This is a genomic window from Halorhabdus sp. CBA1104, from assembly GCF_009690625.1.
Taxonomy (GTDB): Archaea; Halobacteriota; Halobacteria; order Halobacteriales; family Haloarculaceae; genus Halorhabdus.
In genome coordinates, this window is the sequence record NZ_CP033878.1 from 1,757,178 (window position 1) to 1,776,767 (window position 19,590).

Consider the following 19,590-nt stretch of genomic DNA (forward strand, 5'->3'; position numbering starts at 1 on the left):
TATGGTTGCGGCCGGCGGATACAGAGGGGAATGGAGGAGTCGAAATGAGTGCCGGAGTCGACATCGTGGTGTTGCTGGTCGCGGCCATCTTCGCACTCGGCGTCGGTGCCCAGTTGTTGGCGGCCAGGCTTCGCCTCCCAAGTATTATCTTCTACATCGTGGCCGGGTTGCTCATCGGGCCAGTCTGGGAACTGATACCCGATCAGCTGTTCGGCTTGGCGTTGCCGGGGCGGCCGTTCTCGCTGTCGACCTTTGGCCCTGATCCGCTGGCGGCGATCGTCGAGCTCGCGGTCGCGATCATCGTCTTCGAAGGGGCCTACCACCTCCGGATCGAGCGGCTCCGGGAAGCCCCGGCAGCGACGTTACGACTGGTCACCGCCGGGGCAGCAATCGCCCTCGTCGGGACAGCCATCGCCGCGAAACTCGCCTTCCCGATCGCCTGGCCGTTGGCCTTTCTGATCGGCGCGCTACTGGTCGCAACCGGGCCGACGGTGATCAGCCCGATCCTCGAGGTCGTGCCCGTCCGGGATCGGGTCGCTGCGGTCCTCGAGACCGAAGGGATCGTCAACGACGTGACGGCCGCGATCACGGCAGTCGTCGTCTTCGAGGTGATCCTGCTGGGCGGGGCAAGCACCGAAGAGTTCATCACGGCGTTTGCGACCCGGCTCGGCGAGGGACTGCTGGTCGGGATCATCGTGGCCGCAGTCGTGTTCTACCTGCTACGGTACGTCGATCTCTCGCCGGGAGACGCCCCCCGGAACGCGCGCTTGCTCGTGCTCGCTGGGGCGATCTTCGCGTTCGCAGGTGCGAACTATCTCGCCAGCGAGGCGGGCGTCGCCGCCGCCGCGACGGCGGGCATTCTGCTGGGCAACACCGACCATCCCTACGAGGAAGAGATTACGGCATTCAAAGGCGACGTGACGCTACTCGTTCTCTCGTTCGTGTTCATCGTCCTCGCTGGGATTCTCGAGGTTGACACGCTCGTGGAAGTTGGAGTCCCCGGATTGCTCGTCGTCGTCGCGGTCGCCGGCGTCATCCGACCGGCACTGGTCTTTTTCTCGACGGTCGGCGGCCGGTTCACCCTGGAGGAACGGGCGTTCATGAGCTTCGTCGGTCCACGGGGGATCATTCCTGCCTCGGTTGCGACGCTGTTTGCCTTGCAGTTGCAGTCACCCAGCGTCGGGATGGCGACCGAAGCGGACATCCTCATCGGGACCGTCTTTCTAGTTATTCTCGTCACGGCTGCAGTCGAAGGCGGCCTGGCGCGTTTCGTCGCACAATACCTGGACGTGATACCGATGCGAGTGATCATCGTCGGGGGCGGCCGCGTCGGCCGGGCCCTCGCGGAACGACTGGAGGATCGGGGAGAAAACGTCGTCATCGTCGAAGGTGACGAGTCACAGATCGAGACCGTCCGCAACGCCGGTTACACCGTCGTTTCGGGTGACGGGACGGATATGGACGTCCTGCGGGACGCCGGCGCGGAGAACGCGAAGACGATCATCGCCGCCACCAGCGACGACGATGTCAACCTGCTGGTTTCCCAGCTTGCAGACGCCCACTTCGACGTCGAAGACGTGATTGCTCGGGTGAACGATCCCGAAAACGTTCGGCCCTTCGAAGATCTGGGCGTCCAGACGATCTCGTCGTCGATGGCGACGGCCTGGGCGATCGACAACCAGATCGAACGCCCGGCGATCGCCAACTGGATGACAGATACGAATCGGTTCGGCGACGTACAGGAGGTGACGGTCACGAACGAGGAGATACTCGGTCGCCCCCTCCGAGAGGTTGGGCCGGAACTCCCCGAGTCCTGTCTGGTCGCGCTCGTTAGTCGCGACGGCGAGACCATCGTTCCGGACGCCGACTATACGATCGAGTCCGGTGACAAGGTGACGCTCCTCGGGAAAGACGACGCCGTCCGCGAGGGGATGGACTTTTGTCGAGAGCAGTGAGTCGATTTCGGCCAACACTTATGAGCCCACACCTGGAGTGTGCTTCCCGATGAGTACTGGTGGAGTGCTCGCCGATATCGCGATCATCGCTCTCGCTTCCGGAGTGATCTGGCTCGGGAGCGGCTGGCTCGAACAAGCCAGCGACCGCTTGGCCGCCTACTACGGCCTCCCACAGGTTGTCCAGGGGGCTATCGTCGTCGCCGTCGGGTCGAGCATGCCCGAACTCGCAACCGTCGTGATCGCCGGGCTGAGCGGCTCGCTGGCCATCGGGGTCGGCGGGATCGTCGGCTCGGCGATCTTCAACGTTCTCGTCATCCCCGGGCTCGCGGGGTTGTTGACCGACGACCCGATCGAGTCCAACCGGACGCTCGTCTACAAGGAGGCCCAGTTCTACATGCTCGCCGTCTCGGCGCTGTTGATCACGTTTGCGTTGGGCGTCATCTACTACCCCGCCGGCGACGGCTTGGAAGGGACGATCACCCGGCCCCTCGCATTGCTTCCCTTGGCGCTGTACGGACTGTACGTCTTCATCCAGTATCAGGACACGGCCGATCACGTACCGGGTGAAGACGGTCCCGTGAACGTCGATCCGAAACGACAGTGGGGCTGGCTCGGGGCTGGCTTGCTCGCTATCGTCGGGGCGGTACACTTCCTCGTCGAGGCTGTCTCTTCGTTGGGCGTCACCTTCGGCGTGCCGGAGTTCCTGCTTGGCGTGACGATCGTCGCTGGCGCGACCAGCCTGCCGGACTCGCTGGTCAGCGTTCGGGCGGCCCGCGCCAATCGGCCGGTCGCGTCGCTGGCGAACGTCCTCGGCTCGAACACCTTCGATCTGCTGGTGGCGATTCCCGTCGGGGTGCTCCTCGTCGGCGAGGAGACGATCGACTTCGCGATGGCCGTTCCGATGTTCGGCGTGCTCACCGTGGCGACGATCGCGCTCTTTACGGTCCTCCGGACGGACCTCTCGCTGTCGGATCGGGAAGCGATCGGACTGCTGGGGATCTACGTGCTGTTCGTCGGCTGGGTGATCCTCGAAACTCTCGACGTCGGCATCGATCTACTGCCAAACACCTAAAATAGTCCGTCGTCGCTTCTCAAACGGCAGATTCGTCGGCTTCGACAGCCGGTTCGTCGATGTAGCGATCCTTCCAGGTGCCCCGGAGGAACCACGCGACGCCGATGACCGCGCCGAGGATATTGCCGAGGGCCATGCCGACCCAGACGCCGGTCGCACCCCACTCGAAGACGAACACGAGCGCGTAGACGCTTCCGACACGACCGATCCACAGTGTCAAAATGGAGATGACCATTGCCGTCCGAGTGTTACCCGCGCCACGGAACGCGCCGAGGATGACTTGACTGACGCCGATAAACGCGAACTCGACCGACCGAATCTGGACGTACTCGACGCCGTTTGCGATCGTCGCGGCCGCGTCCGGAACGTCACCCATGAACACGGCGATGATGGGTTCAGTGAACAGCACAGCGATCACGGCGACGACTGTCATCACCGCCGCGCCAGTCCCGGCGGCCAGCCAGGTCGCCCGCGAGGCCCGATCGGCCCGGTCGGCCCCGAGGTTCTGGCCGACCATCGTATCGATGGCTCGGCCCAGTCCCATCGCCGGCAGGAAAACCAACGAGATAAGTCGGTTGCCAAGCCCGTAGGCGGCGACGATCGGCGGCGAAAACGTGACGATCATCGCCGTCAGCGTGATCATCGCCAGGGCGCTGGTCGATTGTTCGACCATACTCGGGGTCCCCAGGCGAACAATGTCCTCGATGACGCCAAAGTCGGGCCGGAGATGCTCGAACGTGACCGCGGGGCCGATCCCCGTGCCAAACAGCAGCCAGAGGCCAATTGCGGTCCCAACGCCACGCGAGAGGATCGTCGCCAGTGCTGCCCCCTCGATACCGAGGCCCGTAAAGCCGGTTGCAGCCTGTAAGGTGGCTTCCAAGCCGCCGAGACCGAGCCACGTGAACAGCGGGTTGTTCGCGAATCCGAAGATGAAAAACGGATCCAAAAAGACGTTGAGGCCGACCGAGACGGCCATGACGAACATCGGGGTGCGCGTATCACCGTAGCCACGCATGAGCGCCGAGAAGACGAAAAAGCCGAACATCAGCGGGATGCCCATGAAGATGACTTCCATGTAGTCGGCCGCAAGCGGGATGACCGAGGCAGCCGTCTGGGCGTCGCTGGGGAGGATTTCGAGTGCCGGGCGGGTGTAGAAGAAGCCGACAACCCCGATGACGACCGATAGCAAGCTGACGAAGCTGACGGTCTGGCCGGTCACGAGGCCGGCCGACCGGTCGCCTTTCGCGCCGGTGTGCTGGGCGACGAGGATAGCGCCGGCGGTCGTGAACCCGCCCGCGACGGCGATCAGTAGGAAAATCAGCGGAAAGGCGAGGCTAATCGCACCGACGGCATCCGATGAGAGTCGCCCAAGCCAGAGTGTATCGGCGATGTTGTACGTTACCTGTAGGAGCTGGATAACGACGATCGGCCAGGCGAGAGAGACCAACGGGCGGACGAGTCCCCCCTCGGTGATCGAATCCGAAGAGCTCCCGTGGTCGTCCGGATCGTCGGCGTCGTCGGCAGGCGACTCTGCCGCCGGTGTCTCGGGTGGCGGACCGTCCGATTGCGAAGCGTCCGGCGGTGGGTCGCCATCGGCTGTCTCGGGCGCCGATGGGTCACCGTCGGCTGGAGGGTCAGTCACGCCCTAATCGAGGAGAGTTTGCGGGATTAACGTTGTGTTAGTGCCTCGATACTGGTGTCTTCGACACCGGCGTTTGACGACGCGACCCCCGATGTTAAAGTGTCTGACGACCCGTCGTTAACCGATGGCTGCTGAGCAGGTCGGCACGAACGTTCCACGCGGGGAGTTCGACTTCGATCGTCACTCCACGAGCGATCAGCACTTCGAGAACGCCCTCCGGAAGGCACGGGACCGCGACCGGTTGACCGTCGCGGACGCGATCGAATTACTCACGACTGGCTCTGAACACAACGGTATCGACCCCGAACGCAAAGAAGCCGTCCTAGAAGCGGCCGATCGCCGCAGAGCCGAGATAGTCGGCGAGGAGGTGACCGTCGTCGCGAACCTCAACAACAACGTCACGACCGCCTGTGATACGGGTTGTCTGTTCTGTAACTTCAAGGACAGCGCCGAGCAGTTCCGGGCCGACCGGCCGGACGATCATCCGGGATTTACGAAGACACCCGCCGAGTCCCGGGAGATCGTCGCCAAAGCCCTCGAACGCGGGATCTACGAGGTAACGTCCGTCTCTGGACTGCACCCTGCCTTCGGGCTAGACGACGAACACCGCACGATCCTCGAAGGGAGCGACGAGGAGGGGGTAAACTACCGATCGCCAGGTACCTACAGTACCGATCCGGGCACGTACGTCGAGCAGATCGAGGCCATGTCCGTCGGCGGCGTCCACGTCCACTCGATGACGCCCGAGGAGGCCGCACACGCAAAGCGGGGGACCGACTGGGACTACCAGCAGGTCTACCGTCGCCTGCAGGAAGCTGGCCTCGACAGCGTGCCCGGGACAGCCGCCGAGATCCTCGTCGACGAGGTTCGGGACGTGATCTGTCCGGCGAAAATCGACAGTAGCGAGTGGCTCGCAGCGATGGAGGCCGCCGCCGACGTGGGCCTAGACACCACTGCGACGATCATGTACGGCCACGTCGAGAACGAAGCCCACCGGGCGATTCACCTCGAGCGCGTCCGTGATCTCCAGGATCGGACCGGCGCGATCACGGAGTTCGTGCCGCTCTCGTTTGTCCATCCAAACACACCGCTTGCCGAGAATGGGATGGTCGAGAGCGGTGCCACCCGGGCCGAAGACGAGCTCATGATCGCCGTCTCGCGGCTGTTCCTGGACAATATCGAACACATCCAGTCGTCCTGGGTCAAGTACGGCGACGAGTTCGGCCTGAAGCTGCTCTCTTGTGGCGCCGACGACTTCATGGGGACGATCCTCTCCGAGGAGATCACCACTCGGGCGGGCGGGGAGTTTGGCCAGTTTCGATCGTTTGGGGATTACGCGGAGCTGGTCCGGTCGGTCGGCCGGATTCCGGTCGAACGATCGACGGACTACCGGCAGCGCGAACCGATCCGGGGCGAGCCTCCGGGACCGCGACTCGGCCCACAGGCCGACGGGACGCCGCTGATCGAGTGAGCGAGGGGGGACAAGACAGGCGTCAAGCGCGACGCTTACCCGGGAAGCTCGCTCGAACACTGCTTGCAGTAGGCGAACGATCGGTCGTTCCCCACGCCACACTCGGGACAGCGAACTTCGTCGTGGCCGATGGTTTCGTCACGAGCCGGCTCGCTGTCGGCCGGGTGTTCGGGCGGAATCTGATAGCCCAGTTCTTCGAGGTTCGACTGTTCGGGTCCTCGGGTGGGATCCATCTTGATCGGCCCCATGCCACCCCCGACAGGCCCGCCGCGTTTCCTGGTGAGCAAGCCACCGAGGCCGAGGAGGAACACACTCACCACGAGAGCGAGCAGATCACCAGTCCTCAGCGTCGCCAGTGACTGCCCGGGCGCACCAACGATGCGCATCACGACGACGAGAAACAGGATCATGCCGGCAAAATAGCTCACAAGCGCAGCCCCCTGCCAGATCAATTGCTTCCGGAGTGACTCGCGCATACGTGCGCTAGGGCCGCCGAACGTATCAAATCACGTCCCAGTCGATCCGTTTCGGCCGTCGTGCTCGCTTAGAACCGCCCGGAACCGCTCGCCAACGTCGTCCTCTGCGCGGATCGCTTCCAATACGGGTTCTCCAAGCCACGCCTCGTCGACGTAGCGTTCGTAGACCGGCAGTCGCTCACGCAGGGGGACGCCAGCCGAATCGGCAATGGCACGCAATTCCGCCAGTGCCGGCCACGCATATTCGGGGTTGACGTGATCGTCGGTAACCGGCGAGACGCCACCCAGGTCATCGACCCCACAGTCGAGTAACTCCCGCGTCCGGGCGAGATTGGGCGGGACCTGGACGCTGATTTCTTCGGGCAATGCCGCCCGGGCCATCGCGACCGTCCGACGCATGGTCGCCAGGTCGGGTCGGCCACCGTCCCAGCGCTCGTTCGGCGAGACGGGCTGGACGATCACCTCCTGAATGTGACCGTATCGCTCGTGGAGTTGTGCGATCGCGAGCAAGCTCTCGGCCCGATCCGTCCAGTCCTCGCCGATGCCGACGAGGATCCCCGTCGTGAAAGGGATCCCGAGTTCGCCGGCCGTCCGGATCGTCGTGAGTCGCTGACCCGGTTCTTTCCGGCGCGACCCAGCGTGGGCGCGGACATCGGCGGTCGTCTCCAGCATCACGCCCATGCTTGCGTTGACGTCGGCGACCTGGCTCATTTGCTCGCGGGTCTGATCGCCGGGATTGGCGTGAGGCAGGAGACCCTCTTCGAGCGCAATCTCGCAGGCCTCCCGGAGATAGGAGTGAATGGAGTCGTGGCCGTACGACTGGAGTTGCTCGTAAATCGCCTCGTAGCGATCGTCCGGGTCGTCACCGAAGGTAAACAGGGCTTCCGTACACCCGGCACCGGCACCCTCCCGGCAGATCTCTCGCACTTCCTCGGGAGAGAGCAGCGACGCCTCCCCTGGCGGATCGTAGTACGTGCAGTAGGTGCAGGTGTACCGGCACGCGGTCGTCAGCGGGACGAAGACGTTCCGGGCGAAGCTCAGCGCCGGCGCGGCCGAGACGTCCGCCGGACCGACCGAAAGCAGTCGCTCCCGCTCGTCGGGGTCGATTTCGACGTCGACATCGTCGGCCTCGGCGCTGGGGATCACGATTCTATACAGTGGCTCGGCACAGCCCGGACAAAAGCATTCTGCCAGCGGGGTATATTCACCGCTCGACGCCGACGCGACCGCTCTCGACGGCGAGTTCGAAGCCTGCCTCACGAAGCCACGCGACCGCCTCGCCCTGGCCGTGTAACAGGACCTCCGCGAGGTCGGCCGGCTCGTCCACGTCGGTCGCCAGCCTGTAGGAGTCGACCTCCGTCACGTCCGCGCCCACGTCGGCGGCGATCGCCCGATGATCACGGATCGAGGCGTCGTGGTAGTCGACGCGGAAGTCAGGATGCCGAGCGACGATGGCGTTGGTCCCCCCGCCGCGACCGGGCGCGAGGACGACACCACTGTCCGCAGCGAACAGCCGTTCGATCGCCGCAGGTGTTACGAGTGCCAAGTCAGCGACGATCACGGCGGCTGGTTCGTCTATTTCGCGAAGTCGGGCATTGACAGCGGCCGAGAGCGGGCGGTCGTCGACCGTGACGGGCGCGTCGCTGTCGATCGAATCGGTCGCGATCAGCTCCGGCTGGCCGCCAGCCGCCCGGACAGCACGCACGACGTCACGGCACATACTTCGAGCGAACGACGATCGCTCGGCCGGCGAAAGGATAGACGTGAGTCTGGTCTTGGGATCGCTCGCGTCGAACGGAACGAAAACGCGCATGCGGAATCCGCCAGGTTAGCGGAGTTTGTCGTAGCTCTCCTGCTGGGAGCGCCAGTAGTAGATGCCGCCACCGACCAGTACCAGAACGACCAAACCACCGGCACCGTAGAGGATCAACTGGGTCGTCTGGGCGGACTGTTCAGCCGATTCGGCGGCGTCGATCGCACTCTGTGAGAGGTTCTCCGCGTTCGGGAAGTTTTCGTTTTCGTAAGCAGAGATTGCGCTGTCCAGGTCGCTCCGGGCGTCGTCGCTGCTGGAATCGTTGACGGCCTGGTCGGCCTCGTCGATCAACTGGCGGGCCGATTGACTGTCCGGCGTGTAGTGATGGACAGAGATCGTCCGAATCTCGTTGACGTTGTTGCCCTGGACGCGATCGAACTGGGCAGCAGTGAACGACTGAGGCGGATCGTACGAATACGCCTCGACGGGCGGGACGTCACCAGTGATCGTCACGTTGACGTGCTTGAGGTTCTCCTCGCCGCTGATTGCCACCTCGAAGTCGGTGGCCCCGTCGAATTGGGTGGTGTTCTCCTCGCCGCTGGGTGTGACTTTCGTCACCGTCCAGCCGGTCACGTTTGTGAGTGCAGTTGTCCCGTTGAGCCGCCACTGATCGGACGTCTCATAGACGTTCGTGATCGTGGCCGAGACCGTAATTTCCTCGCCGACCTGTGCCTCATCTGGTGTGTCCGTCTGGACGGACGCGGCAGTCACTGCGCCGACCGCAGCGAACGTGAGCACCAGCACCGCCAACAGGGCAACGCCCTTAGAAGAGCGGATCCAACTCATCTTCCTCGTCTTCGACCAACGCCTCTAAGTTCTCTTCGCTTTCGTCTCGAATATCGTCGATGTTGTCCTGGGCTTCGATGGCGACTTGCTGGAGTTCCTTGACGCGAGGGACGTTGTGGACGCCCGACAGGAGGATGACCGACGCGACGTAACTGGAGTCGGTGACGGGGTAATCGCCACCGCGAACTTCCATGCTTCCGGTCTGTTCTTCGAGCCACTTGCGACCGCGTTCGATGCCTTTGCGGTTGAGTTCCCGGGGCGGACCGGAAAGAACAAGCAGCGCACGCTCGGCACCGTCGATCTCACACGGTAAGGTCAGCCGACCGAGTGCGGCTTTCCGAACCAACGAGGTGATCCGGTTGGTCGTATTTGCCGTGTCCATGCTGTCTCTGGACTCGTCGCCACGGAACCGCGAGAGTAAGCCACTCCCCGAATCGTCGAGATCGACTTCCTCGGCAGCGTACCCGACCGTCGAGACGCCACCACCGCCAAGCGTATTGATGATCTCACTGGAGTCGACGACGCTTTCTGCAACCTCGCCGGACTGTTCGACCTCGCCGGCGCCAAAGAGGATGCCAAAGCGCTTGACGATCTCGTCGTTGATCTCGGCATAGCCGGCTTCCATGGATTCGCCGGTCTTGCGCCAGGCGTCGTTGTCGAACACCAGCATGTTGTCGACTTCTCTGACGAACGTCTGGAACGAGCGAGCGGCGTTCAGCGTGTAGATACCACCCTCGTCGCTCCCGGGCAGAATCCCCAGTCCGTAGACCGGTTCGGTGTAGATACGCTTGAGGTGTTTCGCCAGAACGGGCGAGCCCCCCGAGCCGGTCCCACCGCCCAGACCGGCAATGATGAGGAACGCGTCGACCTCGTGGACCGGAATGTTATCGATGGCCCCCTGAACCTCGTCGATATCCTCCTCGGCGATCTCCGCGCCGAGTTCGTTGTCTGCCCCGACGCCATGGCCCTTGACGCGGGCCTGGCCGATCAGGACGCGATTCTCTTCCGGAACGCGGTCGAGTCCGAGCAAGTCGGCTTTCGCGGTGTTGACCGCGACCGCCGAGCGGACGATCCCGCTGCCGGTTCGTTCGTCGTACTCCAGGAATTTGTCGACGATTTTCCCGCCGGCCTGCCCGAAGCCGATCATGGCGAGTTTCATAAGTGATTCTCTTGTCGTGAAGACAGTCGGATTACGGGTATAAGCTTTTTGCCAGCGTGCGTGCGCGTCTCTCCCGCGATACAGCAAACGTGTGCGTGCCTGCTGGGAGAACTGCACAACCGACGAATCCTACCAACAGACGTAACTATCAGGATGGTAGCAGTCGGCCAAAGGCGAGAGATCCCGACCAGCCCGCCTAAGTTCACCAGTCCGTCAGACGGGCACGCGCTATCCGTCGCTGCCGAGGGCGGCTCGCAGATCGGGAACAGTTGCGTGTTCGGCGACCCGATATCCGACCAGTCCCACGAGGAGGAAAGTCCCCCACATGCCCGGTTGGAGGAACGCGCCGACATCGTAGAGCGTCGCCGCGCCCGGAAAGTTCCCTTCGGGCTTGGTGAGGAGTTCGAGGGCGTAGCGATGCAGGTGCAAGAGCAACACCGAGAGCACCGGGACCCAGGCATGTCCATCGGGGCGGTCGAGTTCGTGGGCGAGGAGGATCACGGCCGGCAGTACCATGACGATGAGATCGTGGCTGTCTGCCTTGGGTGCAAACAGCGGGATGACGGCGATCCCGAGCGCGAACGTCAGCCGGCGCGCGGCGACCGACTCCTCGGCCCGTGTCGCAAGCGTCAATCCGATCACGCCGAGAATGCCCAGGATCTTCAGGTACAGCCCGAACCCGCCGAAAACGTGCATCGGGCGATAGGCCGCAGCAGTGTCCCAGAGATACAGCGCTCTGCTCTCGCCCCAGCCTTTCCCCCAGGTGAGGACATCGATGTACGTCAGATTCGTCTCGAGGCCGAAGATGCCGAGAGAAGCAACGAGTAAGACGATCCCTGCCCCGATCGCGCCGGCCAAGCGCTTGCGATCACGGAGCAGGTGCGCTCCGGAGGTCGCATAGAACAGTTTGAAGCTACTCCCGATCGTCGTCGCCGCGCCGCTGGCATAGCGAAACAGCGACCGAGTGCGCTCGCTGACTTCGCTATCGCTGTACGGCGACGCCATGCTCTCGGCTCGTTCCTGAAAGTAAAAAGCAAAGCAGAGGAAGGCGGCCAGAAAGGTCGCCGTCTGGGCCCACCGGAAGTTCCGAATCGCAGGCTGGAAGCTGAAGATCGCTACCAACAGTCCCAGTCGCTCCCAGAGACGCAACTGGTACCCCAGGGTCCGAGCAACTGCGTCGAGACCGAGCCACAGCAGGACGATCGACGTGAACCCAAACAGCATCGCCCCGACGTCGAAGCCGGTCGTCTCGAAGGGGTAAAACACCAGCACCGACACCGGCGGATACAGATACTCCCCGAAGTAGCCCCCGTCGGGTTGTTCGACGTACATCTGCCCGTTCTCGAGCCAGCCGTTCAGTGCGCCCGTGTAGGCACTGAAGTCGTTGAAAGTGTAGGTCAGGCCGATCCCGCCCTGTCGCAAGTGGTGTTCGACGAGAAGCCAGCACAGCAGCGTGACAATCGTCGCGACCGAAACCAGGACGAAAACCGGCCGCTCGCGCCGATAGGACCACAGCTGACGAGGAATCGACGGCATAATCTCGGGTGCGTGCATCTGACAGATAGCTCTGACGGATTGGGCTCGGGTCTATCGTTGCGGTTCAGATTCGCCGAGAAAGAGCCGCTATCGAGCTATTGTCGGCTCAGGTACGCTCCAAGCGTCAGCATGTCGTCGGGATCGACACCGAAGTCAGTGACGGCGTTGTCGGCAGTCGTGTTGTCAAAGCGCAGTGACCGATACTGGTCTTTGCCCATCGGGAACCCGGGAATCGCCCCGCCGATCGAGAGCCCGACCCCGGCCAGGACCATCGGGACCGGGACGACGGCGACGCTGCCCCGGACCAGTTTGGCGATCTGCTTCAGCGTCAACTGTTCGGGGCCACCCAGTTCGTACGTCTCGCCCGCCCGCGCTTCCTCGGCCACACAATCGGCGAGGATCGGCGCGAGGTCGTTGACCCAGATCGGCTGGAAGCGGGTCTTCCCGCCGCCCGGCAGCGGCGCGAGAAGCGGCGGCGTGAGTTTCTTCGTAAACGAGACGAACTCACCGCCCTCGCCGAAGACCACGGACGGACGGACGATCACGGTCGCCATCTCGGAGTCCCGAACGACTGCCTCGGCGCGCCCTTTCGCCCGAATGTAGTGGGTCGATCCCTCGGGATCAGCCCCCAGGGCACTCATCTGGACGAGACGCTCGACGCCGGCAGCCTCGGCGGCCGCGACGACGTTCTCGGTGCCGCCGAGGTGGATCCGCTCGTGGGCCTCGTTGCCGCCACTCGGGATGAACAGCGGTGAGAGGGCCACCAGGTTGACCACCACGTCCACGCCCTCGAAGGCCCCCTCGAGGGTGTCGGGATCGGTCACGTCCCCGGAGACGGTGTTAGCGCGGGCGGGCAACACGTCGTCGTCCGGCGCCCGCGAGAGCACGGTGATCTCGTGACCACGTTCGTCCAGTTCGGTACAGAGATACCGTCCGATGAAGCCATCGCCGCCGGTGACGAGCACGTGCATGTATGTGTCATGGTATCGAACAACCCTAAAGGTACGGTGCCCGGCAATCGCTGGGAGAAATCACCAGTCGACGGGGGCGCGAGGGCGAGTTGGTGACGAGACAGGGTGTTTACGTGGCCCCACTGCGTGGATCCCGTATGCTCATTACGCTCGAAGGAATCGATGGGAGCGGGAAAACCTCCGCCCAGGAGTTCCTTCAGGAGCGTCGCGCCGACGTCGACGCGACGCTGACGTTCACCCGGGAGCCGACCGAAACGTGGTACGGCGAGGCCGTCCAGCGCTCGATCCGCGACGACGACGCCGATCCGATGGCGGAACTGTTTCTGTACACCGCCGACCACGCGGCCCACCTCGCGAAGACGGTCCGGCCAGCGCTCGATCGTGGCGAAGTCGTCATTTCCGATCGCTACTCGGACTCACGGTACGCCTATCAGGGTGCGACGCTTGCCGACCGGCTGGACGAGCCGCTGGCATTCGTCCGGGAGATCCACCAGCCCTGGACGCGGCCGCCGGACGCGACGATCTATCTCGATGTGGACGCCCAGACAGGGGCCAAACGTAGCGGAGCCACCAACAAATTCGAACGCACTGAGCAGTTGCGGGCCGTCCGAGAGAATTACGAGCGGTTGATCGCCGACGAGCCCGAGCGCTTCGTCCGGATCGACGCGACGCGCTCGCCCGAGGCAGTGTGTGAAAGCGTCAAGGAAACCGTCGAATCACTACTCGAAACGCAGTAGCCGGCGTTTGAGAGTATCGCAGTCACTCCCAGGGATGGCCCTCGTCCTCTGGCCAGAGTGGATACCAGTAGGCTTCGTCGTCTTCGAGGTCGAGTTCGCCATCGAGCACGCTCTGGAGTTTGAACTCCGCGGTCGCGTCGCGTTCGCGCTCGCCCGGTTCGGGCGCGAACGGGTAATACGCCCCACGCCGGAACGAATAGATCCAGTAGACGTACCGGCCACTCTCGTCCCAGGCGGTCGCCTCCTCGGGATCGGCAAAGGCAAAGACGGCCGCCAGCAGCCGCGACCCGTAGCCGTTCTCGACGAGCGTGTCCGCCGCAAAGTGGACACTCGTAAGGAGATCTTCGACGTCCGTGTCTTCGAGAACGACCCAGGTGTAGCCGTGGGCGTCTTCGACGAACTCGGCGCTCGTGCCGGTCTCGACCTCGCCGGCAGCCAAGATCTGTCGGACCTCCGCGATAGCGTCCCGGAAATCCGTGCTGTCGACCTCGGAGAAACACAGCGCCGCCTCGCCCGCTGACTCATAGCCCAGGTCGGCCGCCATCGTCACGGAGGCGGTACTCATCCCGAAGAGATCCTCGGGATCGGCCGCGCTGGTCGCGTCCGCCTCGGCTTTCAGCCCGAGGGCAGACTTGATACCGTCGAACAGTCCCATAGCGTTTGTTTCTACGGTACGTACTTAGGAGCCGCGGGATCACCGACTCAGATTGCCGGGCGATCGTCTGCGGATCTCAGTGTAGTGGGCCAGTCGCCTGTGCTGTGTCACGCCCGGCGAGGTAGGCGAGTGAAACGCTACAGTCCCGTGCCTTGGCCACGCAGGCAAAAGTGGCTCAGTCCGAGTTCTCGAAGGAAGACGACCCCGTTTCGGGGTGGGTCAATCCGAGGCCGTCGCGAACACGGTGCCACGAGGGTAACAGCGACCGGTGTTTCACCAGCAAGAATCCGACGAAGATCGCCAGGAACCCGACGACTGTCTGGGAGTCGATCACCTCGCCAAAGACCAGCCAGCTCAGCGCGGTCGCGACGACTGGCTCTAAGTAGACGATGAGATTGCTCTCGGTCGGGCCGATCCGATCGAGCAGGCTGAAATACAGCGAGAACGCGATGATGCCCGGCCCGACGACGAGGAACGCGAGCGAGGCGACCGAAAGCGGCGTCCAGACGATCGTCGTGGCCGATTCTCCGGTCGCGTAACTGGTCACCCCGAGCAGGCCCGCTCCCAGAAGCATTGCCCAGCCCTGCAAAGCGACTGCCGAAAGATCCGTTCGGAGGGGGCGCGTCGCGACCGAGCCAAAGGCGAAACTGACCGTCGCGAGCATGACCAGCCCCACGCCCAGAAGGTCCGCACTCGCGACTGTGCCCACGCCGATATCGGAGATGACGACGACGCCCGCGAGCCCGACGAGCAGTCCCACAACCTGCAGCGCGGTGAGATCACTGTCCGGGAGCAACGCGCTGGCAAACACAGCCGTCAACGCCGGCGAGAGGCTGACGACGATGGCTGCGACCGCACTCGACCCCGAGAGGTGATCCATCCCGAGGTAGAGAAACGCGTGGTGGCCGGCGATCATGAACGCCCCGGCGACCAGAATACTCCCGACGTCGGCCAACGACTGTGGATGCCACCGCTGTACCAACAGTGCCGCAAAGCCGACCACGACGACGCCAACCAGCGCGTATCGCAGCCCGGCAAACAGCAGCGGCGGGAAATACGACAGGCCGACGTCGATCGCGAGGAACGAACTCCCCCAGAGGACGCCGACCACCAGCGAGAGTACGAGAGACTTCGATCGCATTACGCAGTATTTCCGGATGTAGCTATAAGAATCTAACGTATCCTCGAAATAGATTCAACTAGCTGGGCGAGGATGAATGGCAATTTCATGTGGGTCGGATCCCGAACAGGGGCCGGCAGACAGTTCGAGCAAGCGGAGCGGAGCTTACTTACCGATCACCGCCGACCGTGCCAGGCATGGACGAACGCGACGTACGGATCCTCAAGGCGATCGCCGACCTCGGGACCGACAGTCCGGAGCGACTCCACGAGGAGACGGACATTCCAGTCTCGACGATCCACTACCGACTGAACAATCTCCGTGAGGACGGCGTGATCGAGAACGACCTCAACGATATCGACCTGGATGCGGTCGGACTGGGAGTGACAGTCATCGTCGAAGTGCTCGCCGAGTACAGTGGGACCTACGACGCCGTCGCCGAGAAGTTCCGCGCGATCGAGGGCGTCACACAGGTCTACCTGACGATGGGCGAGACGGACTTCATCGTGATCGCCCATCTGACGGACTCGGATATGGTCGAACGACTCATCAGCGACTTCGAAGCCTTAGAAGAGGTCGAACGAACGAACTCGACGTTCGTCATCTCGACGCTACAGGATAGCCAGCGGGCCTTGGAAGCCTACGATCTCGAGACGCTGCTTGCCGAACTCGTCGAGGACTAGATGAAGACAGCGCCGGCCCGTGCCCGCCGTTCAAAACGACGTTTCCATCTCGCGTTCGAGTTCCTGCAGGCGGTCGATTCGGTTTTCCGTGGTCGGGTGAGTCCGGAAGAGCCGGCCGATCATCCCTTTCGAGATGGGAATGATGAAAAACGCGTTCATTTCAGACTCGCTCCGGAGGTCTTCCTGTGGAACCCGGTCCATGCGGTTGTCGATTTTCGCCAGTGCCGAGGCCAGCGCCGACGGTTTGCCGGAGATGATCGCGCCGCCACGGTCTGCGGCGTACTCCCGGTAGCGGCTGAGAGCACGGATCAGGACGTACGAGACGATCCAGACCACGATCGAGACGAGGATGGCAACGAAGACCCCGCCACCGCCACCACGTCGGTTCCGCCCGCCGGCGAACAGCCAGCCCCAGCGGACGATCAAGAACGCGATCGTCGAGAGAAACGAGGCGATCGTCATGACGACCACATCCCGGTTTTTGATGTGGGCGAGTTCGTGAGCGAGCACGCCCTCTAGCTCCTCTTGATCGAGGGTCTGCATGATCCCCGTCGTCACACAGACGGTGGCATTGTTCTTCGAGCGGCCCGTCGCGAAGGCATTCGGGACCGACGAGTCGGCCACGGCGATATCGGGTTTGGGCAAGTCAGCCTGCTGAGAGAGGCGGGAGACGCTTCGGTGGAGATCGGGATACTCACTCTCGTCGACGGTGGTTGCGCCCATACTCCGGAGGGCGAGTTTGTCGCTGAAGAACAGTTGACCAAGCGAGAACAGTCCCATCACGACGACGATCCCGAGGAGGCCAACACCGGCACTCGCCAGGACGCCGACGAAGATGATGTACAGGACGAACAGCAGGAACATGGTGACGAACATGCGCCCGCGCAAGCCCCAGTCCGGTTGCCACTGCATACACATCCGATAGGTCAGCAGGGATCTAAACTCCTCCGGGTTGGGCAAAGCCGTCCACGACGGGACACTGGAAACGGCTAGCTCTCCGGTGGCGGCTGTCTCGATCGGGTTCTGAGGCTGTGGGACGGCCGAGGAGACAGTGACTCGGTACTCGCGGCAGGTCCGCTGTGACCGATCAGACGCGGCCACCGACAGCACAGCCAGTGTCGATCGAAGATAAAGAAGCCCCCAATATTGGGGTACGATGAAGGAACACTCATTAGGGCGAAGCTAGATGGCCATGTATGTCCGAGCGTTACGACGCGGTGATCGCCGGTGCCGGGCCGGCCGGTGCCCAATGTGCCCGCGACCTTGCGAGGCGGGGCTACGACGTGGTCGTTCTCGAGACGGAGGCCGAAGCCGACTTTCCCAGACAGAGCAACAAGTCCACGGGCGGAACCTTCCCGTCGATGCTGTCCTCGTTCGGGATTCCGGACGACGTCGTCATGCAGTTTACCGATAGCGTGGTGATCGAATCGCCCAGCGAATACCTCCGGCAAACACAGACCGGGGCTGTGCTTGATTTCGCTGCGTTCAAACAGTTCCTCGTCGCCGACAGCCGCGAGAACGGAGCGAACTATCGGTTCGACGCCCGCGTTTCCGGACCAGTCATGGAGAACGGAGAAGTCGCTGGCGTCCGATACAACGGGTCCAAAGAGGTCCATGCCGACGTCGTGATCGACGCGACGGGACCGGCCGCACCGATCGCGTCGGAACTCGGTGTGTCGGACCTCGAACGGGAACGACACGCAATCGGTATCGAATACGAGATGGCAGGCGTCGATCTCGATCCCGACGGCTATGCCGACCTGAACGACGCGATGATGCTCCGGCTCGATCACGAGTACGCGCCGGGTGGCTACGCCTGGATCTTCCACACCGGACAAGACACGGCGAAAGTTGGCCTGTGTTACATCAACAACGACAGCTATCAGCGCTACGCCCAAACCGATCGCACGATCGACGGCTACCTCCAACACTGGCTCGACACCGATCCACGATTCGCCGACGCGACGCAGATCGAAGGTCACCAACACCGTGGGTCAGCACACATCCAACACCCTGGCCAGATGAGTACGGACAACTTCATCGCGATCGGCGACACCGTTCCCTCGATCGATCCACTGTGGGGCGAAGGCATCCACAACGCGATGAAATCCGGACGGGCGGCAGCAGTCACTGTCGACCAATCACTCACACCGGCCCAACCGGACACGTCCGCCGAGGCAATGGCCTTCTACGAGACACTCTGGCACCGGGAAGTCGCCCCACGGATGGACGCGCGCCTGCGGTTGACTGAAATGCTCTATCTCGCCCCGAACGACCGGTACGACCGGCTCCTCTCGGATCTAAACGGGCTGGACGACGAGACGCTGGCTCGCGCAAACAACGGCAGCTGGCGAGCGATCGCGAAGTTGATCCACGTCCAGGACGTGCCGTTGCTCGCCCAGTTTGCCAAAGAACAACTCGCCTGAGGGCGATCGAGTCGGCGGGAGTTCACCAGACAGTCGATGGGGCGACTCAGCGTCGATCGTCGTGGCTGTTTGCCGACCACGCAGAACAGGGCTCGATATCGTCCATGTATCGGTCATCGTGGGCACAAAACGGCTGGATCTCCTCGTCGACGCGAACGTAATGAAAGTGCTCGCAGTTGCCACAGTAGCGATCGGGCTGGCCGCGGGTTGCCGCGCTCTCGACAACCGTGTCCTCGGTATCGGCCGGGCCAGCCGTCGCGGAGCCGCCATCGCTGGCCGCGCGGTTCGAGTCCTCGTGTTCCCGGTCAGCCGGTCCCACTGGCCCGGTCTGGGTCGGCACCTCGCCGTCGGGATCGGTCCCGAACAGCCCGACCCCACCCGTCGCCGTGGCGGCCCCGTCGGTCTCCCGGACGAGTTCGATCTGTCCTTCCTGGGTGATTCGCATTTCAGCTGTCCCGCCGGGTGATTTGCGGGTCTTGAACGTCGCCACGGCGACGAACAGACACCAGCCGGTCGTGACCGCGCCGACGAAATAGACAGAAAGCGTCGTCAGTGTGAGCAATGGATCGGCGGCCGGCGCACCGGGCCACTGAGTCGGATAAGCATGCGTGAACAGAGCAACCCCGAACACACAGAGACTGGCACCGATAGCGGCTGCGGCACGTGTCACGCGACTGGACGGGAGGACAGTGAAGATACCCACGAACGTCGCTGGCAGGCCGAACCCGGCGAGAATGCCAGCGAGTTCGCGGGCTCCGTACGTCCCCAGATCGAACCACGAGCCCACGCCCGCCGTTGCCAACACGACACCGGCCGCTGTCAAGGCCACACCGAGCCCGAAGAGGCCACCGCCCACGAGGATACGACGACGATCGGCAACCGCCCCCACCCGGTGCCGATAGACGGCCGTCAAACTGGTCATGCGGCCTCCTACCACGGGGATCCACTAAACTCTGCGTCAGACGTCCGGCATGCGATATGACACACGACGGGCCTGCAGCATCGCTGACCGTGCCAGGATCGGTTGGCTCCACTCACGCAGAGTGGGGAGAGGCCCGCCAGGGACGACCCTGGAGTGTCGCGGCCGA

18 protein-coding genes are annotated in these 19,590 nt (G+C 63.4%); 6 read left to right on the plus strand and 12 right to left on the minus strand.

The window, feature by feature from the left end:
- Positions 1-44: 44 nt before the first annotated feature.
- Together Hrd1104_RS08910 and Hrd1104_RS08915 are read left to right on the plus strand one after the other, a co-directional pair.
- Entirely contained in the window at positions 45-1,955 is a 1,911-nt protein-coding gene (locus Hrd1104_RS08910) for a cation:proton antiporter (protein ID WP_154552432.1), read from the plus strand.
- 49 nt (positions 1,956-2,004) lie between these two features.
- Complete coding sequence (locus tag Hrd1104_RS08915) at positions 2,005-3,027, plus strand: sodium:calcium antiporter (protein WP_154552433.1); 1,023 nt, start codon at positions 2,005-2,007, stop codon at positions 3,025-3,027.
- Positions 3,028-3,046: 19 nt separating this feature from the next.
- Here Hrd1104_RS08915 and Hrd1104_RS08920 read toward each other — a convergent pair whose 3' ends face one another.
- The gene (locus Hrd1104_RS08920; protein ID WP_154552434.1) at positions 3,047-4,669 is read right to left on the minus strand and encodes an MATE family efflux transporter; all 1,623 of its coding nucleotides are present in this window, start codon (positions 4,667-4,669) and stop codon (positions 3,047-3,049) included.
- A 124-nt stretch (positions 4,670-4,793) separates the two neighbouring features.
- On the opposite strand from Hrd1104_RS08920, the gene cofH reads away from it, so the two are divergent.
- Positions 4,794-6,140 (plus strand): 7,8-didemethyl-8-hydroxy-5-deazariboflavin synthase subunit CofH, encoded by a 1,347-nt coding sequence (gene cofH, locus Hrd1104_RS08925; protein ID WP_154552435.1) that lies wholly within the window; start codon positions 4,794-4,796, stop codon positions 6,138-6,140.
- A 35-nt stretch (positions 6,141-6,175) separates the two neighbouring features.
- Here cofH and Hrd1104_RS08930 read toward each other — a convergent pair whose 3' ends face one another.
- The 7 genes from Hrd1104_RS08930 to Hrd1104_RS08960 all read right to left on the minus strand — a co-directional run bounded on the left by Hrd1104_RS08930 (position 6,176) and on the right by Hrd1104_RS08960 (position 12,881).
- A complete protein-coding gene (locus Hrd1104_RS08930) occupies positions 6,176-6,616 on the minus strand; it encodes a hypothetical protein (protein ID WP_154552436.1) in 441 nt (146 codons plus the stop codon).
- Positions 6,617-6,646: 30 nt separating this feature from the next.
- Positions 6,647-7,762, minus strand: a complete 1,116-nt coding sequence (gene cofG / locus Hrd1104_RS08935) for a 7,8-didemethyl-8-hydroxy-5-deazariboflavin synthase subunit CofG (protein WP_154552437.1) — start codon at positions 7,760-7,762, stop codon at positions 6,647-6,649.
- Positions 7,763-7,820: 58 nt separating this feature from the next.
- On the minus strand, positions 7,821-8,429 hold the full coding sequence (gene cofC / locus Hrd1104_RS08940) for a 2-phospho-L-lactate guanylyltransferase (protein WP_154552438.1): 609 nt from the start codon (positions 8,427-8,429) through the stop codon (positions 7,821-7,823).
- Positions 8,430-8,444: 15 nt separating this feature from the next.
- On the minus strand, positions 8,445-9,215 hold the full coding sequence (locus Hrd1104_RS08945; protein ID WP_195837567.1) for a hypothetical protein: 771 nt from the start codon (positions 9,213-9,215) through the stop codon (positions 8,445-8,447).
- Positions 9,193-10,374 carry a tubulin/FtsZ family protein gene (locus Hrd1104_RS08950; RefSeq protein ID WP_154552439.1) on the minus strand — a complete coding sequence of 394 codons (1,182 nt, stop codon included), beginning with the start codon at positions 10,372-10,374 and terminating at the stop codon, positions 9,193-9,195. The genes Hrd1104_RS08945 and Hrd1104_RS08950 overlap by 23 nt, the downstream gene beginning before the upstream one ends.
- A gap of 228 nt (positions 10,375-10,602) precedes the next feature.
- Positions 10,603-11,910, minus strand: a complete 1,308-nt coding sequence (locus Hrd1104_RS08955; protein ID WP_195837568.1) for a glycosyltransferase family 87 protein — start codon at positions 11,908-11,910, stop codon at positions 10,603-10,605.
- A 95-nt stretch (positions 11,911-12,005) separates the two neighbouring features.
- The gene (locus Hrd1104_RS08960; RefSeq protein WP_154552441.1) at positions 12,006-12,881 is read right to left on the minus strand and encodes a complex I NDUFA9 subunit family protein; all 876 of its coding nucleotides are present in this window, start codon (positions 12,879-12,881) and stop codon (positions 12,006-12,008) included.
- Between the two features lie 137 nt (positions 12,882-13,018).
- Here Hrd1104_RS08960 and tmk point away from each other — a divergent pair, with 137 nt between their 5' ends.
- Positions 13,019-13,618 carry a dTMP kinase gene (tmk, locus tag Hrd1104_RS08965; protein ID WP_154552442.1) on the plus strand — a complete coding sequence of 200 codons (600 nt, stop codon included), beginning with the start codon at positions 13,019-13,021 and terminating at the stop codon, positions 13,616-13,618.
- A 22-nt stretch (positions 13,619-13,640) separates the two neighbouring features.
- Here tmk and Hrd1104_RS08970 read toward each other — a convergent pair whose 3' ends face one another.
- Both Hrd1104_RS08970 and Hrd1104_RS08975 read right to left on the minus strand, forming a co-directional pair.
- A complete protein-coding gene (locus Hrd1104_RS08970) occupies positions 13,641-14,273 on the minus strand; it encodes a hypothetical protein (RefSeq protein ID WP_154552443.1) in 633 nt (210 codons plus the stop codon).
- A 175-nt stretch (positions 14,274-14,448) separates the two neighbouring features.
- Positions 14,449-15,414, minus strand: coding sequence for a DMT family transporter (locus Hrd1104_RS08975; RefSeq protein WP_154552444.1), 966 nt, complete (start codon positions 15,412-15,414; stop codon positions 14,449-14,451).
- A gap of 176 nt (positions 15,415-15,590) precedes the next feature.
- Between Hrd1104_RS08975 and Hrd1104_RS08980 the strand changes: the two genes are divergently transcribed.
- Complete coding sequence (locus Hrd1104_RS08980) at positions 15,591-16,076, plus strand: Lrp/AsnC family transcriptional regulator (protein ID WP_154552445.1); 486 nt, start codon at positions 15,591-15,593, stop codon at positions 16,074-16,076.
- 30 nt (positions 16,077-16,106) lie between these two features.
- Here Hrd1104_RS08980 and htpX read toward each other — a convergent pair whose 3' ends face one another.
- Positions 16,107-16,988 (minus strand): zinc metalloprotease HtpX, encoded by an 882-nt coding sequence (htpX, locus tag Hrd1104_RS08985; RefSeq protein WP_154552446.1) that lies wholly within the window; start codon positions 16,986-16,988, stop codon positions 16,107-16,109.
- A gap of 284 nt (positions 16,989-17,272) precedes the next feature.
- On the opposite strand from htpX, the gene Hrd1104_RS08990 reads away from it, so the two are divergent.
- On the plus strand, positions 17,273-18,502 hold the full coding sequence (locus Hrd1104_RS08990) for a digeranylgeranylglycerophospholipid reductase (protein WP_154552447.1): 1,230 nt from the start codon (positions 17,273-17,275) through the stop codon (positions 18,500-18,502).
- Positions 18,503-18,548: 46 nt separating this feature from the next.
- Here the strand turns inward: Hrd1104_RS08990 and Hrd1104_RS08995 are convergent, their stop codons facing one another.
- Positions 18,549-19,424 (minus strand): hypothetical protein, encoded by an 876-nt coding sequence (locus Hrd1104_RS08995; protein WP_154552448.1) that lies wholly within the window; start codon positions 19,422-19,424, stop codon positions 18,549-18,551.
- Positions 19,425-19,590 lie beyond the last annotated feature (166 nt).